General features: G+C 72.5%; 12 protein-coding genes. 1 reads left to right on the forward strand and 11 read right to left on the reverse strand.

Annotation, left to right across the window (positions count from 1 at the left end):
* Positions 1-153 precede the first annotated feature (153 nt).
* From ACSQ2D_RS03615 to ACSQ2D_RS03665, 11 genes are all read right to left on the reverse strand, one after another.
* Positions 154-1,101, reverse strand: a complete 948-nt coding sequence (locus tag ACSQ2D_RS03615; protein WP_435984660.1) for an N-acetylglucosamine kinase — start codon at positions 1,099-1,101, stop codon at positions 154-156.
* A 13-nt stretch (positions 1,102-1,114) separates the two neighbouring features.
* Positions 1,115-2,023: a carbohydrate ABC transporter permease gene (locus ACSQ2D_RS03620; RefSeq protein ID WP_435984661.1), complete on the reverse strand. Its 909-nt coding sequence runs from the start codon at positions 2,021-2,023 to the stop codon at positions 1,115-1,117.
* Complete coding sequence (locus tag ACSQ2D_RS03625) at positions 2,020-2,919, reverse strand: carbohydrate ABC transporter permease (RefSeq protein ID WP_435984662.1); 900 nt, start codon at positions 2,917-2,919, stop codon at positions 2,020-2,022. The genes ACSQ2D_RS03620 and ACSQ2D_RS03625 overlap by 4 nt, the downstream gene beginning before the upstream one ends.
* Before the next feature lie 10 nt (positions 2,920-2,929).
* Entirely contained in the window at positions 2,930-4,249 is a 1,320-nt protein-coding gene (locus ACSQ2D_RS03630; RefSeq protein ID WP_435984663.1) for an ABC transporter substrate-binding protein, read from the reverse strand.
* 68 nt (positions 4,250-4,317) lie between these two features.
* Positions 4,318-5,250: an N-acetylmuramic acid 6-phosphate etherase gene (locus ACSQ2D_RS03635; RefSeq protein WP_435984664.1), complete on the reverse strand. Its 933-nt coding sequence runs from the start codon at positions 5,248-5,250 to the stop codon at positions 4,318-4,320.
* A 96-nt stretch (positions 5,251-5,346) separates the two neighbouring features.
* A complete protein-coding gene (locus ACSQ2D_RS03640) occupies positions 5,347-6,246 on the reverse strand; it encodes a MurR/RpiR family transcriptional regulator (RefSeq protein ID WP_435984665.1) in 900 nt (299 codons plus the stop codon).
* A 4-nt stretch (positions 6,247-6,250) separates the two neighbouring features.
* On the reverse strand, positions 6,251-7,993 hold the full coding sequence (locus tag ACSQ2D_RS03645) for a serine hydrolase (protein ID WP_435984666.1): 1,743 nt from the start codon (positions 7,991-7,993) through the stop codon (positions 6,251-6,253).
* A gap of 46 nt (positions 7,994-8,039) precedes the next feature.
* Positions 8,040-9,362 (reverse strand): exo-beta-N-acetylmuramidase NamZ family protein, encoded by a 1,323-nt coding sequence (locus tag ACSQ2D_RS03650; protein ID WP_435984667.1) that lies wholly within the window; start codon positions 9,360-9,362, stop codon positions 8,040-8,042.
* Positions 9,359-10,279, reverse strand: a complete 921-nt coding sequence (locus tag ACSQ2D_RS03655; RefSeq protein ID WP_435984668.1) for an endonuclease/exonuclease/phosphatase family protein — start codon at positions 10,277-10,279, stop codon at positions 9,359-9,361. The genes ACSQ2D_RS03650 and ACSQ2D_RS03655 overlap by 4 nt, the downstream gene beginning before the upstream one ends.
* Position 10,280: 1 nt before the next feature.
* A complete protein-coding gene (locus ACSQ2D_RS03660) occupies positions 10,281-12,092 on the reverse strand; it encodes a glycoside hydrolase family 3 protein (protein WP_435984669.1) in 1,812 nt (603 codons plus the stop codon).
* Positions 12,093-12,220: 128 nt separating this feature from the next.
* Positions 12,221-13,798, reverse strand: a complete 1,578-nt coding sequence (locus ACSQ2D_RS03665) for an ATP-dependent DNA ligase (RefSeq protein WP_435984670.1) — start codon at positions 13,796-13,798, stop codon at positions 12,221-12,223.
* Between ACSQ2D_RS03665 and ACSQ2D_RS03670 the strand changes: the two genes are divergently transcribed.
* Positions 13,797-14,927, forward strand: a complete 1,131-nt coding sequence (locus tag ACSQ2D_RS03670; protein WP_435984671.1) for an alpha/beta hydrolase — start codon at positions 13,797-13,799, stop codon at positions 14,925-14,927. The genes ACSQ2D_RS03665 and ACSQ2D_RS03670 overlap by 2 nt on opposite strands.
* The last annotated feature ends 8 nt before the right edge of the window (positions 14,928-14,935 follow it).

Below are 14,935 nucleotides of genomic sequence, written 5' to 3' on the forward strand. Positions count from 1 at the left end.
AGCGTCACGGCGGGCCGCACCGCGTGTGGATCCCTGTGGACGCGCGGCACAAAGGGGGTGAATCGGCCCACCCGGTCGGAGGCTACCGGCTCACCCCACCCCACGAGCCCTTTGGCCTCGCCCGTTCCCGCCGAGGCACCCCGGAGCGTTCCGTCACGCCACGAGCAGGTATGCCGGGTGCTCGGGGAGCGCTCCGGTGTCGAGCAGGTGCCGGGCCAGGTGCAGGGCGCCGTCGAGCGCGCCGCCCCGGGCGGGCGAGCGGCGCCTCCCCGCGTCGGAGAGGCGGGCGTCGAGGGCGTCGGTGACGGCACGCGACGCGAGCAGGCCGCCGGTGGCCGTGAGGACCGGGTCGGTCAGACCCTCCGCTGCGCGCAGGAGCGAGTCGGCGAGGTCGGTGCCGGAGCGGGCGGAGAGGGCGTGCGCCACGGGGTCGACGGCGGCCAGGGCCGTGACGAGCGGGGCGACGGTGGCGAGGCGCTCGGGGGCGTCGGGGTTCGTCATGACGAGTCGCGGCCAGCCCTCCGGGGAGCCGAGCAGGTCGGTGGCCGCCGCCAGCAGGGCAGGCGACCCGTCGGGGAGCCCGTCGTGGGCGCGCAGGGCCGCGCGCAGTCCCGCCATGCCGAGGGTCGCCGCCGACCCGGCGTCGCCGAGCACGTGGCCCCAGCCGTCGACGCGGCGCCACTGCCGGTCGAAGTCGGTGCCGAACGCGACCGCCCCCGTGCCCGCCGCGACGACGGCGCCCGGGCCGATGCGGCCGGTCGCGCCGACGAGGTTGGCGACGGCGTCGCTGACGACGACGGTGCGATCGGCGCCGAGGCCCTCGGCGACGGTGCGCAGCACCTCGGACCGGTCGGCGAGGAAGAGCAGGCCGCGCATCGACCAGACGACGACCGCGGGCCTCGGCAGCCCGGTGGCGCCGGTGGTCGCCAGGAGGGAGCGGGCGTCGGACACGAGCGCGGCGATGTCGATGCCGCCCGACCCGACGCGCACCCCCGGTGCGGTGAGCACGGGACCGGGCGACGCGGCATACGACTGCAGGCGAAGCCCCGACCCGCCGACGTCGACGGCCACGACCGTCGGCGTCGTGGTCGGCTCGCTCACGCGAGCGAGCCGATCACTTCGCCATGCCGGCGGTCAAGCCCGCGACGATCTGCTTCGTGGCGACGAGGAAGAGCACGATGAGCGGGACCGTCGTGATGACGAGGCCGGCGAAGACGGCCGAGTAGTTCGTCGCGTTCTCACCGAAGAAGTTCGTGAGCCCGACGGGGAGGGTGTACTTGTCCTCGCTGCGCAGCAGCACGAGCGGGAAGAGGAAGTCGTTCCAGATCGGCACGAACCGGAAGACGGCCACGGTCGCCAGGGCCGGGCGCACGAGCGGGACCATGATCCGCCAGAACGTCTGCCAGCTGCTCGCGCCGTCGAGCGCCGCCGCCTCCTCGAGCTCCTCCGGCAGCTGCCGGAAGAACGTCGTGAGGACGAAGATCGAGAACGGGACGCCCGACGCGGCGTACATGAGCATGAGCCCGAGCCGGGAGTCGATGAGCCCGAGGCCGTCGAAGAGGTAGAAGATCGGCAGGATCGCGAGGTGGATCGGGAGCATGAGGCCCGAGAGGAAGAGCGCCTCGAGCCAGCGGAAGATCCGCGAGCGACCACGCGCGAGGGCGTAGGCCGCCATCGTCGCGACGGCCGTCGAGATCGCGACCGCGCCGACCGTGACGAGGAGCGAGTTGCCGAAGTACGTCGCGAAGTTGCCGGTCGTCCACGCCTCGACGTAGCTCGTCGTCGTCGGGGGCGAGGGCAGGCCGAGCGGGTCGGTGATGAGGTCGGCGTTGGTGCGGAAGCTGTTGCTCACCATGAGCAGCAGCGGCACGAGCGCCAGCGCGGCATACCCCCACAGGAGCACGCTCGCGCCCGCGCCGCCCACGGGACGGTTGACCCGCGGTGGGCGCCGACGGCTGCCTCGGTCGGGGCGAGCCGCAGCCTGCTCCTGCGGCGCCTCGGTGGTGACGACGGCCGTGGTCATGCGGTGATCCTCCGCTCGTGACGGCGCAGCACGGCCGTGGCGGCGTAGGCGCCGCCGAAGATGATGAGGAAGAGCAGCGTCGCCAGTGCCGACGAGCTGCCGATGGCGTCGGTCGCACCCGAGTCGAACGCCGTGCGGTAGAAGAGCAGCGACACGAAGTCCGTTGCGCCCGCTGGGTTTCCGGTCGACCCACCGAAGGCGTACGGGAGCGCGAAGGCCTCCATCGCGAAGATGAACGTCAGGACCGACACCGTGCCGATGGCGGGCACGAGCAGCGGCAGGGTGATCTTGAAGAAGGCCTGTCGGTTGCTCGCGCCGTCGACGCGGGCCGCCTCGCTCAGCTCCTCCGGGATGCCGCCCAGGGCCGCCCCGTAGAGCAGCACCGGGAAGCCGATCCACTGCCACACGCTGACGAGGATGACGACCCAGATCGCCGTCTTCGGGTCACCGAGCCACGGCAGGGCCCACGACTCGAGGCCGATCTTGGTCAGCAGCGTGTTGACGGGGCCGAAGGTCGGTGACAGCAGCAGCGTCCAGAGGTAGCCGATGACGATCGGGCTCACGAGGTAGGGCATCGCGTAGAGCGTCTGCAGCATCCGGCGGCTGCGCGGGCGCGTGTAGAGCAGGTAGGCGATCGTGAGCCCGAACGTGTTCTGGATGAGCATCGTGCCGAGGAAGAAGAGCACGTTGTGCAGCAGCGCCCGCGGGAGATCGGTCGTGAACGGTGCCTTGGTGAAGAGCGTCACGAAGTTCTCGAGCCCCGCGAACGCTCCGCGGGTCGTGCCCTGCCACTGGAAGAAGGCGTACGAGAACGCCGTCACCATCGGGTAGAGCACGAACACCGCGAAGAGCGCGAGCGCCGGAGCGACGAAGACCAGGCCGGTGCGGCGCCTCATGCAGCAACCGTCACGCGCTCGGCTTGAACCAGGTCTTGACGCCGGTCTCGAGGTCCTGGCTCACCGCGGCGGCGTCCTTGGAGCCGAGCAGCATCTCCTGCAGGCCCTTGCCGAGCAGGTCGGTGCCCGTGGGCGCGCCGTAGCGGAAGTCGGTGAGCAGCAGGTAGGGCGAGCCGGAGTTCGTGTAGTTCTCGCTCATCTGCTTGAGCAGCGGGTCGGTCGGCTCGACGCCCGGCACGGCCGAGATCTGCTTGATGTCGTCGGTGACCATCTGGCCGAACTCCTTCGTGGTCATCCACTTCACGAGCTCCGTGGCCTCGGTCGGGTGCTTCGACCTGGCCGACACGGCGAAGTTGCCATCGGCCCATCCTGCCGTCGTCGCGGCCGAACCGCTCGGCGACCCCGGGGCCGGCGGCACCTGGAAGATGCCGATCTTCATGGCCGGGTTGGCCTTCTGGAAGACGGACAGGTCGAAGCTGCCGCCCGGGATCATCGCGGCCTTCTCGGCCGAGAAGAGCGTCTGGGCGTCGGTCTGGGCCACACCGGTGGCGTTCTTGGGCATGTACTTCTCGAGGTCGCCGACGACCTGCACCGATCCCACCCAGTCAGGGTCGGTGAAGGACTTCTTGCCCGAGAGCACCTCGCCCTGGAAGGCCTTGCCGCCGAAGCGCGGGGCCGCGAGGACCTCGTGGACGATCGGGAGCGTCCAGTCGTCCTTGGCGCCGATGGCGATCGGCGTGACGCCGGCGGCCATGAGCTTGTCGTTGGCGGCGATGAACTCGGCCCACGTCGTGGGTGCCGCGATGCCGTTCTTCTCGAAGAGGCCCTGGTTGTAGAACATCTGGACGGTCTGGCGGGCGAGCGGCACGGAGTAGGTCTTGCCGTCCTCCTTGCCCTTGGCGCTCGCGACGACGTTCTCGTCCCAGCCGGCGAGGTCGACCTTGCCGTCGAGCGGCAGGAGGGACTTGCTCGCGACGGTGCCCTGCAGCTGGCCGTAGGAGCGCACCTGGGGCACGTCGGGGCCGCTCGAGCCGGCGAGACCGGTCGCGAGGATCTTGTTGTACTCGGTCGCCTTGAACGCCTTGAAGTCGACGGTGACGTTCGGGTGGGCCTTCTCGTAGGCGTCGAAGATCTTGTTGTACGCGGCCTCGTCCTCCACGCGCCACGACCACACCGTCAGGGTGACCTTGCCGTCGTCTCCCGTGCTCGAGGAGCTCGAGGAGGACGGCGAGCAGGCGGTCACGACGAGCGCTCCGGAGAGCGCGGCGATCGTGAGGACCGTGCGGCGTGCGCGCCGCGACGAGCCGGGGAGGCGTGAGGCGAACGTCATGGTGGTGCTCCTGTCGGGTTCTGCTGGGTGCCTGGGGGTCGGCACGTGTGGGTGGGAGGGTGGTGGGTTCAGCGTTCTGGGGCGGGCGCGGCCGGCCGGCCGCCGAGGGACGTCAGCGCGTGCGCCACCGACCCGTCGTGGGCGGCGATGGCGTCGCGGGCCGTGCCGGCGTCGACGCCCGCGAGCATCGAGAGCAGCGCGGGCTTGAGCTCGCCGTCCGCCTCGTCGAGGGCGCGCCGGGCCTGCTCGCCGTCGGCGCCGGTGGCCTCCTGGAGGATGCGCACGACGCGGCCGCGGAGCTTGGCGTTCGTCGCGACGACGTCGACCATGAGGTTGCTCCACGTGCGACCGAGCCGGATCATCACGGCGGTCGAGAACGAGTTGAGCACGAGCTTCTGGGCGGTGCCGGCCTTGAGCCGGGTCGAGCCGGTCAGGGCCTCGGGCCCGGTGCGCACGGCGAGCAGGACGTCGGCGTGCTCGGCGAGCTCGGCGTGCGGGTTGGCGGTGACGAGCGCCGTGACGGCACCGAGCTCGCGAGCCCGCGCGAGAGCGCCGGCCACGAACGGCGTGCGCCCCGAGGCCGTGAGGCCGATGGCGATGTCGCCGGGGCGCAGGGCCTCGGCCTCGTCACGACCGAGGTCGACGTCGTCCTCGACGTTCTCGACGGCCCGGAGGAGGGCGTCGGGGCCGCCCGCGTGGTGGGCGACGACGAGCCCGGCAGGGGCGTTGAAGGTGGGGCGCAGCTCGGCGGCGTCGAGCACGGCGAGGCGTCCGGACGTGCCGGCGCCGAAGTAGTGGACGGCCCCGCCCGCGCGGAGCGACTCGACGGCGCGGTCGACGAGGCGGGCCAGCTCGGGCAGGACCTCGCCCACGGCACCGGCCACCGTCGCGTCCTCGGCGTTGAGTGCCCGCAGGATGTCGAGGGAGGTGTGCGTGTCGATGGACGTCGTCCCCGGATGGCGCTCCTCGGTGGGGGCGTCCACGGTCACCTCGCTGCTCACCCGTGCGAGGTTAGTTTCCTACGCCGCCAGCGTCAATGCCGTAAATGAGTAACATTCGCGTCACGACGGTCGGGGTCGGGCCGCCGGGGGCTCGCGTCAGTCCGTGACGTGGTGGCCGGCGACGGCCTCACGGGTGTCGGCGACGGCCTTGCGGGCCTTGCGGAGGTTGCGCTGTGCGACGGCGATGTAGAGGCAGTCGACGACCGTGAGGGCCGCGATGCGGCTCGCCGTGGCGCCCGAGCGCAGGCTCGTCTCGCGGGCGGCCGTCGTCAGGAGGATGTCGACGCCGGAGGCGAGCCGGGACAGCGGGAAGTTCGTGATCGCGACGGTGCGCGCCCCCGTGGAGCGTGCCGCCGCCAGCGCCTCGATGGTCTCGGTCGTCGTGCCGGAGTGAGAGATGCCGACCGCGATGTCGCCGGGGCCGAGCAGCGTCGCGCTCGTCAGGGCGATGTGGGGGTCGTTCCACGCGAAGGCCACGATGCCGATGCGGTGCAGCTTCTGCTGGAGGTCGGTGCCGACGATGGAGCTCGCGCCGATGCCGTAGATGTCGACGCGACCGGCCCGGGCGATGCCCGCCGCCGCCGACGCGAGGGCGTCGCGGTCGAGCTGCTGGGCCGTCTCCTCGACGGCGCTCGCGTCGGTGAAGGCGACCTTGGCGATGATGTCGTCGATCGTGTCGCTCGCGCTGATGTCGGTGCCGCTGCGGCTCATCGTGCGCGGCTGGGCCGACTCCTCGGCGAGCGCGAGGCGCAGCTGCGGGTAGCCGGGGAGCCCCAGGCGGCGGCAGAAGCGCAGCACCGTCGTCTCGGACGTGCGTGCGGCCGTGGCCAGCTCGCTGATGGTCAGTCCGGCAGCGCGGCGCGCGTCGGCGAGGACGATGTCGGCGACACGGTCCTCGGCCGGCGACAGCGAGGGCTTGATCCCCCGCAGGCGGATGAGCAGCGATGCGCTCGCGGCACCTGCGGGGGACGAGGCCCCGTCCTCGGTCCTGGGCATGTGCCTACGCTACGGCGTCGCGGCCGGCGAGCCGCCAACCATCCGCCGTGAAGGCGCCGGGTGTCTTCTCGCCGTCGAGCAGGACGCCGCCGGGTCCCTGGACGACGACGTCGTCGACGGCCACGCCCCGACCGAGGTAGCCCCCGTCGGTCGTGTGCCGCCAGCGCAGCTGCTGCGACCCCGCCGGCAGGTCGGCCCGGACCTGGACCCACCGACGCGTGCCCGCCCCGGAGATGACGCCGTCGGCGGCCTCGGTCTGGCCGCGGTCGACGACGTCGAACGGCAGGGCCGTCCACGTCGCTCCGCCGTCGGTGGAGCGCTCGAGGTGGAGCAGGTCGGTCTCCTCGGTGTCGAGGAAGAGGTCGAAGCCGAGGCGGGCGCCGCCAGGACCGACCGGGAGGGTGGGTGTCGTCAGGGTGGTGGTCGTCGCGTTGTCGGAACCGGTGAACCAGGCCGTGTCGCCGTGGCGCGGTCGGATGCCCATCGACGCGGCGAGGCCGTGCGCCCACTCGCGGCGGGCGAGGTTGACCGATCCCCAGCTGCGCGACGGGTGCACGCGGTTCGTGAGCAGGATCGCGAAGGAGCGCGACGTGAAGTCGATGACGATCGACGTGCCGGTGTAGCCGGTGTGGCCCGCCGTGCGGGGCCCGGAGAGGGCGTCCATGTACCAGCGCTGGTCCAGCTCGAAGCCGAGGCCGTGCGAGTCGCCCGGGAAGGCGCCGTTGAAGTTCGTGATGAGGGCCTCGACGCTCTTGCGGCTGAGGATGCGCTCACCGCGGTACGTGCCGCCGTTGAGCAGGGCCTGCGACAGGATCGCGAGGTCGTCCACGGTGGAGAAGACGCCGGCGTGCCCGGCGACCCCGCCCAGCGACCAGGCGTTCTCGTCGTGCACCTCGCCGCGGACCATGCCGCGCGGCGGGGCCGTCTGGTACTCCGTCGCGGCCGTCCGGGCCTTGTCGGTCGGGTTGTAGCCGGTGTCCTTCATGCCGAGCGGCGCGGTGATCCGGTCGTGCACGACGGTGTCGAGCGGCTCGCCCCGCAGCTTCTCGACCATGACGCCGAGGGTGATGAGGTTGAGGTCGCTGTAGAGGTAGGTCGTGCCGGGCGCGTTGGTCAGCGGCTGGTCCATGACGGCCTTGATGCGCGAGGCCTTGTCGGGCCACTTGCTCCACAGCGGCAGCCATGACGTGAAGCCGGACGTGTGCGTCAGCAGCTGGCGCACCGTCACCGCCCCCTTGCCGGCGGCGGCGAACTCGGGGAGATAGGTCGCGACGGGGCTCTCGAGGGAGACCCGCCCCTCCTCGATGAGCTGCACGACGGCGATCGAGGTGAAGAGCTTCGAGACCGAGGCGAGGTCGAAGATCGTGTCGGTCCGCATCGGCTCCCACTGGTCGCGCGGCAGCTCGGTCGTCGCGTCGGCGTAGCGCAGGGCCCAGCCGCTCGCGTCGCGCTCGACGATGCGACCCTCGTGGCCCATGATCCCGACCGCGCCCGCGAAGAGCGGGTGACCCGTCGCGTCGACCTGCTCGTGGGCGTGGATCTGGGCCACCGACTCGGCGATCGGCGCCGGGTCGAGCCCGAGCGACGCGGGGGTCGCGTCGGACAGGACGGTGTTGGGCGGGGCGAAGCCGCGGTCCGGCTTGCTGAAGTCGTCGGCCGTCGCGGAGCCCACGGGGCCGACGGTCACGAGGCTGCCCGCGAGGGCGAGGCTGCCGAGGGCAGCGGGGACGAGGGTGCGCAGGCGCATGTCACTCCTAGATCGTGCAACAGGTCGTCAGGCGTCGGGGAAGGGGTCAGTGCGAGGGGCCGCGGTAGAGGAGGTACTGCTGGCGCCGGGCGTCGAAGGCCGCGAGCTCGTCGCGCCACGCCCCGACGACCTCGTCGGCCGAGGCGCCGGCCGAGATCTGGGTGCGCAGCCGCTGCGACCCGGTCAGCTTGTCGATCCAGTAGGGCCGCGCCGGGTCGTAGGAGTCGTAGCGCCAGGCGAAGTCGCTGTAGAGCGCCTTGGCCGCGACGAGCATCTCGACGCTCGACCGGATCGGGTCGAAGGTCGACGGGTCGGTGACGTGCAGCTGGACGCCGCCGCAGACGAGACCCGTGTGCTTGCTGAACGTCGGATAGAAGTAGGCCTCGCGGAAGCCCACGCCCGGAAGGTCCAGAGCCGCAAGGCGTTCGGCCCACCTGTAGTCGACGTAGGGCGCGCCGATGAGCTCGAACGGCCGCGTCGTGCCGCGGCCCTCGGAGAGGTTGGTCCCCTCGAACATCCCCGTGCCGGGGTAGACGAGCGCGGTGTCGGGAGTCGGCATGTTGGGACTCGGCATGACCCACGGGAGCCCGGTGACGGCATACGGCACGTCCCTGCGCCAGCCCTTGACCTCGATGACGGACAGCTCGGCGAGCCGTCCACCGGCGTCGGCCGTGAGGAACTCGCCGTCGAAGTAGCGCGCGAGCTCGCCGACCGTCATGCCGTGGGCCTGGACGATCTCCTTGGCGCCGACACCGGAGGTCCACGGCGTCGTCATCATCGGCCCCCTCGCCGTGCCGCCGATGGGGTTCGGGCGGTCGAGCACGACGAAGCGGGCGCCGACGGCGACGGCCGCGCGCATGGCCGTGTACATCGTCCAGATGTAGGTGTAGAAGCGCGATCCGACGTCCTGGATGTCGAAGACGACGGTCTCGACGCCGGCCGTGCGGAAGAGGGTCGTCATCTTCGCGGCGTTGGCGCCGTAGGCGTCGTAGACCATGAGCCCGGTGCGCGGGTCGGTGTGGTTGCCCTCGGAGTCGCCGGCCTGCGCGGTGCCGCGGAAGCCGTGCTCGGGCCCGAAGACGCCGACGATGTCAACGGCGCCGGACTCGTGCATCTCGTCGACGATGGTGCGCAGGTTGGTGAGGATGCCGGTCGGGTTGGTGATGATCCCGACCTTCTGGCCCGAGAGTGCCGACCAGCTCGAGGCGGCGGCGCTCTGAGCGCCGGTCGTGACGGGGTTGTTGGGGTAGCTGCTCGCGTATGCCGTCGGGCCGGCTTGGGCGGCAACGGATCCCGCCGCGGTGGCGGGGATGGCGACGGCGCTGAGCGCGCCGGCGGTGAGCAGCTGCCTGCGGTTGAGGTTGGTCATCTGGATGTCTCCGATCCTTGGTCGAGCAGGACGGTCGCGGCGACGGCACGGTGGTCGCTCGCGCCGGCGAGGGCGGGGTCGTGGGCGGTGCTGGCGTGCACGACCTCGATGCCGGGGGAGACGGCGACGAGGTCGATGCGCTTGGTGGGGTCGAGTGCGGGGTAGGTGAGGCCCGGCTCGCCGTCGCGGGTCGGGGCCACGGCCCAGGCGTCGCGCAGCCGGGTCCACAGGCCGGCCAGCTCCGGGGCGCTCGCGTCGGCGTTGAGGTCACCGAGGAGCACCTGGTCGGCGCCGGGCGGGTCCTCGTCGAGGATCGCGACCGTGTCGGCGACCTGGAGACGCCGGACGGTCGGGTCACCGCGGTAGTCGAGGTGCGTGACGTAGACGTGGGTGCGCGCCCCGCCGATCTGGACGGTCGCCTCGAGGAAGCCGGGAGCCGGTGCCGGGACGGGGTTCGGGTCCTGGGTCGAGAGCCGCGTCAGGTCGTGGTTCTCCACGGCGACGATCGGGTGCCGCGAGAGCAGGGCGACGCCGAACTCCCGACGCGGTGCACCGGGTGTCAGCGGGTCGAGGCTGTAGATCGGGGCGAAGGCGGTGCGCATCCCGAGCCGGCGCCCGAGCTCGGCGACGGTGTCGTCGAAGTGGCTGCGCTCGCCCCAGTGGACGTCGGCCTCCTCGAGGCCCACGACGTCGGCGTCGAGGGCTCGGATCGCGGCGGCGGTGCGATCGAGGTCGTAGACGTCGTCGCTGCCCGCGCCCGCGTGGATGTTGTACGTCGCGACGACGGCGCGGACCGGCGGCGGTGCCGAGCCGGTCGCGACCGCCGGCCCGTCGGCGCCCGCAGCGCCTGAGGTGCTTGCGGTGGCCGCGGCGACGACGAGAGCCGTCGCCGCGACCACCCGGTGCAGGGCGCCCATCTCAGTAGGTCAGCCCGTGCCCGAACGGGTAGAGCACCGTGGCCGGGTCGCCCGCCACGGGGATGTCGACGGGCAGCGAGGCCGTCGGCGCCACGTCGCCGACGATGACGCGGGCAGCCGCCTCGATCGCGACGGGGCTGTAGGAGTACGTCGCGACGTAGGTCGGGGCGCTCGGGAAGTACGCGATGTCGTAGGGGTCGCGCACGGCGACGACGACGACGGTCTTCCCGGTCTCGAGCAGGGTCTTGACGAGCTTCTGCTGGCCGCCGCGAGTGTCGGTGACGCTCGTGTCCCACGCCTTCATCGTCGTGACGACGACGACGTCCTTGTCGGCGGCCGCCGCGACGGCGGATGCCACCGCGGTGTCGGTGGGCGACGTGCCGGTCTGGACGGTCTGGACCGTCGCGCCCTTGGCCGTCAGGGCGGCCGCGAGGGTGGCGGTCGTCGAGACGCCGTAGCCGGTGACGAGGACCTTCTTGCCGCTCGGGGCGATCGGCAGGGCCTTGGCGTCGTTCTTGACGAGCGTCGTCGTGCGGTCGGTGACCGCGGCGGCCGACGCGAGGTGGGCAGGGGTGCCGACGACCGAGGCGACGGCAGCCGGGTCGGCGTACGGCCGGGCCACGATGCCGCGGCGGTACTTGAGACCCAGCACGCGGCGCACCTTGGCGTCGAGCTCGTTGCCCGGGATGCGGCCGCTGCGGACGGCCGCGATGACGGCGGCGTACGCGTCGTCCATGGCGGGGGTCATGAGCAGCTGGTCGACGCCGGCGAGCAGGGCGCGGACGGCCACCTCGGCGTCGCCGTAGAGGTCGCGGACGCCCTGCATGGCGAGGGAGTCGGTGACGATGACGCCCTCGTAGCCGAGCTCCTCGCGCAGGACGCCGGTCATGATCGGCTTGCTCAGCGTGGCCGGGTTGCCCGAGTCGTCGAGCGCCGGGAACGACAGGTGGGCCGTCATGATCATGTCGATCTGCTCGTTGATCGCCGCCTTGAAGGGCGGGGCGTCGATGGCCTCCCACTGCTCGCGCGTGTGGGTGATGATCGGGAACGCCACGTGGCTGTCGGTCGCCGTGTCGCCGTGGCCGGGGAAGTGCTTGGCCGACGAGGCGACGCCGCCGTCGCGCTGGTAGCCGGCCACCTGGGCGGCCGCCAGCTCGGCGGCGAGATCGGCCCGCGACGAGAAGGACCGCGTGCCGATGACGGGGTTGAGCGGGTTGACGTTGACGTCGCAGTCGGGCGCGAAGTTCGTGTTGACGCCCATCGCGAGCAGCTCGCGGCCGGTGATGGCGGCGGCCGTGCGCGCGTCGGGGGCGCTGCGGCCGGCGCCGAGGGCCATCGAGCCGGGGAACTGGGTGGCCGGCGGTCCGATGCGCGTGACGACGCCCTGCTCCTGGTCGGTCGCGATCTGGAGCGGGACGCGCACCTTGCTCGGCTGCGTCAGGGCCGCCTTCTGCAGGCCGTTGGAGAGGCCGACGATCTGGTCGGGGTTCTGCACGCTGTCGGTCCACGCGAAGTAGATGACGCCGCCGAGGTGGTACTTCTGCACGACCTCGGCCGGGCTCGCGACGCCGTAGAGCGGGAGGTTGCGGCTGTCGGGCGTCGTCGCGTCCTTGCCGTAGACGTTCTGGATGAAGAGCTGACCGACCTTCTCCTCCAAGGACATCCGGGCGATCGTCGAGGTCACCCAGCCCATCTCGCCGGCGGTCGCCGCGGGGGATGCGTTGGTCGCGGCGCGGGCGCTACCGGCCGCGGCACCGGCTGCCGCGGCGGCGAGGCCACCGGCGATCACCGAGCGACGTGAGAGTTCGGACATGGACATGGTGCCTCCAGGAATGTGAAGAATTCACGCAATATGCCGTCTGGCCGGAACTTACCTACGTACTGTGGCGTAGGCAACAGATAGCGGCGTGCCATCTCACGACGCGCCGACGCGGGGCGCGCTCACCAGCCGGCGAGCGACCTCACGGTCTGCACGGTGTCGATCTCGGAGACCGGCTTGTCGTCGCGGTAGCGCAGCACCCGCGCGAAGCGCAGCGCCATGCCGCCGGGGTAGCGCGACGACCGCTGCACGCCGTCGAAGGCGATCTCGACGACCTGCTCGTGGCGCAGCGGGACGACCCCCCACTGCTGGCCCGACCGGTCCGCCCCGACGTCGGCCGGGTCGAGCGCCAGCTCGCTGAAGCGCTCGGTCTGCCACGCGAGCATCTCGTCGGTCATCCCCTTGAAGGTCTTGCCGAGCATGACGAGCTCACCGGTGTCGGCGTCGCGGGCGCCGAGGTGGATGTTGGACAGCCATCCCTGGCGCCGGCCGCTGCCCCACTCGACGGCGAGGACGACGAGGTCGAGGGTGTGCCGCGGCTTGACCTTGACCCACCCGGGACCGCGGCGGCCGGCGGCATACGGCAGCGCGGGGTCCTTGACGACGACGCCCTCGTGGCCGGCGGCGACGAGGTCGTCGAAGAACTGCTGCGCGCGCTGGGGGTCGTCGGTGCGCTCGCGCGGCACCCGCCACGCCGGCGGCACCGTCGCGGCGAGGCGCTGCCAGCGCACGTGCGCCGGCTCGTCGAGCAGGTCCTCGCCGTCGAGATGGAGCAGGTCGAAGAAGAACGGCGTCAGCGGCACCTGCTCGCGCAGCCGGTCGACGTCGGCCGAGCTCGCCGTGCGGGCGCCCGTGACCTGGAAGGGCTGCGGCCGGCCGCCGTCACCGAGGGCGATGACCTCGCCGTCGAGCACGAGCGTCTCGACGTCGAGCGTCGCGAGCGCCTCGGTGATCTCGGGCATCCGGTCGGTGACCTCGTCGAGGGTGCGGGTGAAGAGGCGCACGCTGCCGGGGCTCGTGCGGTTGTCGACGTGCGCCTGGAGGCGTATGCCGTCCAGCTTGGTCTCGACGACCACCTCGCCTCCCAGCGTGTCGAGGGCCGCGGCGACGTCGGGGGCCGAGCCGGCGAGCATCGGTCGCAGCGGGCGTCCGACCTCGAGCGTCAGGGCCGCGAGGGCGTCGGTGCCGCCGGTGAGGGCCGCGCGCGCGACCGGCCCCGCGAAGCCGGCGAGCATGACGGCGCGTCGCACCGCGGCGTCGGGCACCTCGGCCGCCTTGGCGATCGCCTGGAGCACGACCCCGTCGCCCGCGCCCTGCCGGGTCTCGCCCGTGATGAGGCCGCGCAGCCACACCTGCTCGTCGGCGGTGGCGCGTGAGAAGAGGTCGCGCACGGCGGCGCTGCGGGCCGCGCCCGAGCCCGAGCCGCCGATGGCGGCGATCGTCGTGGCCGCGGCGTCGACCTCCTCGACCGTCAGGGTCGAGGCCTCCGCCGCGCCGGGCAGGCCCTGCAGCCCCCGCCAGCTGACGCCGATGCGGCGTTGCGGGAGGGCACCCGACAGGTGGGCCGTCACGACCTCGACGACGTCGGGTCCGTCCTGCGCCGCACGCTGCAGGCAGGCCGCCAGCGCCTCGACCTTGGCCGTGCGCGACGACGTGGCGGCGACGGTGTGCGAGGTGGCGACGACGTCGGAGAGCTGCATGTCCCGATCCTGCCCCGCCCCGCCGACACCCACCACATCCACCGTCGAGAGGCCACGATCTGCCGGTGGTCAGCGCTCGAGTGGCCGACGTCCGCGGTCGACCGGACTAGATTCGCCGCATGGGTGGCATCGTCGACCGGACCCGCGGTCTCGCGCGCAGGCTCGCGCTGGGCACGGCGACCGCCGCCGGCGCGCTGGTCGTGACCGCTCGGACGACCCCCTGGCCCTCGGCGCTGCTCGTCCGGGCCGTCTTCGACCGCGGGGGGCGCGGGCGAGCGCGGCCCTGGAGAAGCACGTCCCGGGCGACCTCGTCGAGGTCGTCGACGAGGCGTACGACATCGCGTCGCCCGACGGGCGGCTCGACGTCTTCAGGCCGCCCCGCGACGAGCCCCTGCCCACCGTCGTCTGGGTGCACGGCGGCGCCTTCGTGTCGGGGTCGAAGGGCGACGTCGCCAACTACCTCCGCGTGCTCGCCGGTCGCGGGTTCACGACGGTCGGGGTCGACTACTCGATCGCCCCGGGCTCGCGCTATCCCACGCCTGTCAGGCAGGTGGCGGCCGCGCTCGCCCACCTCGTCGACCACGCCGACCGGCTCGGCGTGGATCCGGCGCGCATCGTCCTCGCCGGCGACTCGGCCGGTGCCCAGATCGCCTCCCAGGTCGGCCTGCTCGTCAGCGACGCGGCCTACGCGAGCGACGTCGGCATCGACGTCGACGTGCCGCCGGAGTCCCTCAGGGGCCTCGTGCTCTTCTGCGGCGCGTACGACTTCACGCTCGCGCAGGGGTCGACCCGGCTGGGCAGCTGGCTCGTCGACACGGCCATCTGGTCCTACCTCGGCTCGAGCCGGCGCCACGACGAGCGCACGACCCGGCAGGGCTCGGTCCCGGTCCACGTCACGCCGTCGTTCCCTCCGGCCTTCGTCTCCGCCGGCAACGGTGACCCCCTCCTCCCGCACACCCTCGCGCTCGTCGAGGCGCTGCAGCGGCACGGGGTCGACCACGACGCCCTGCTCTTCGCCGACGACCACGAGCCGCGGCTCGGGCACGAGTTCCAGTTCGACCTCGACACCGCTGACGGACGTGAGGCGCTCGACCGGGCCGTCGCGTTCATCGAGCGCGTCGTCGGCTGACCCCAGCC

This window comes from Terrabacter sp. LjRoot27 (assembly GCF_964254175.1).
Taxonomy (GTDB): Bacteria; Actinomycetota; Actinomycetes; order Actinomycetales; family Dermatophilaceae; genus Terrabacter.

Bases quoted from the DNA above. Each gene is read 5' to 3' on its own strand.
- ACSQ2D_RS03655 (WP_435984668.1), bottom strand. From the start codon at position 10,279: ATGGGCGCCCTGCACCGGGTGGTCGCGGCGACGGCTCTCGTCGTCGCC.
- ACSQ2D_RS03645 (WP_435984666.1), bottom strand. From the start codon at position 7,993: ATGCGCCTGCGCACCCTCGTCCCCGCTGCCCTCGGCAGCCTCGCCCTC.
- ACSQ2D_RS03640 (WP_435984665.1), bottom strand. From the start codon at position 6,246: ATGCCCAGGACCGAGGACGGGGCCTCGTCCCCCGCAGGTGCCGCGAGC.
- ACSQ2D_RS03665 (WP_435984670.1), bottom strand. From the start codon at position 13,798: ATGCAGCTCTCCGACGTCGTCGCCACCTCGCACACCGTCGCCGCCACG.
- ACSQ2D_RS03620 (WP_435984661.1), bottom strand. From the start codon at position 2,023: ATGACCACGGCCGTCGTCACCACCGAGGCGCCGCAGGAGCAGGCTGCG.
- ACSQ2D_RS03650 (WP_435984667.1), bottom strand. From the start codon at position 9,362: ATGACCAACCTCAACCGCAGGCAGCTGCTCACCGCCGGCGCGCTCAGC.
- ACSQ2D_RS03660 (WP_435984669.1), bottom strand. From the start codon at position 12,092: ATGTCCGAACTCTCACGTCGCTCGGTGATCGCCGGTGGCCTCGCCGCC.
- ACSQ2D_RS03625 (WP_435984662.1), bottom strand. From the start codon at position 2,919: ATGAGGCGCCGCACCGGCCTGGTCTTCGTCGCTCCGGCGCTCGCGCTC.
- ACSQ2D_RS03670 (WP_435984671.1), top strand. From the start codon at position 13,797: ATGTCCCGATCCTGCCCCGCCCCGCCGACACCCACCACATCCACCGTC.
- ACSQ2D_RS03630 (WP_435984663.1), bottom strand. From the start codon at position 4,249: ATGACGTTCGCCTCACGCCTCCCCGGCTCGTCGCGGCGCGCACGCCGC.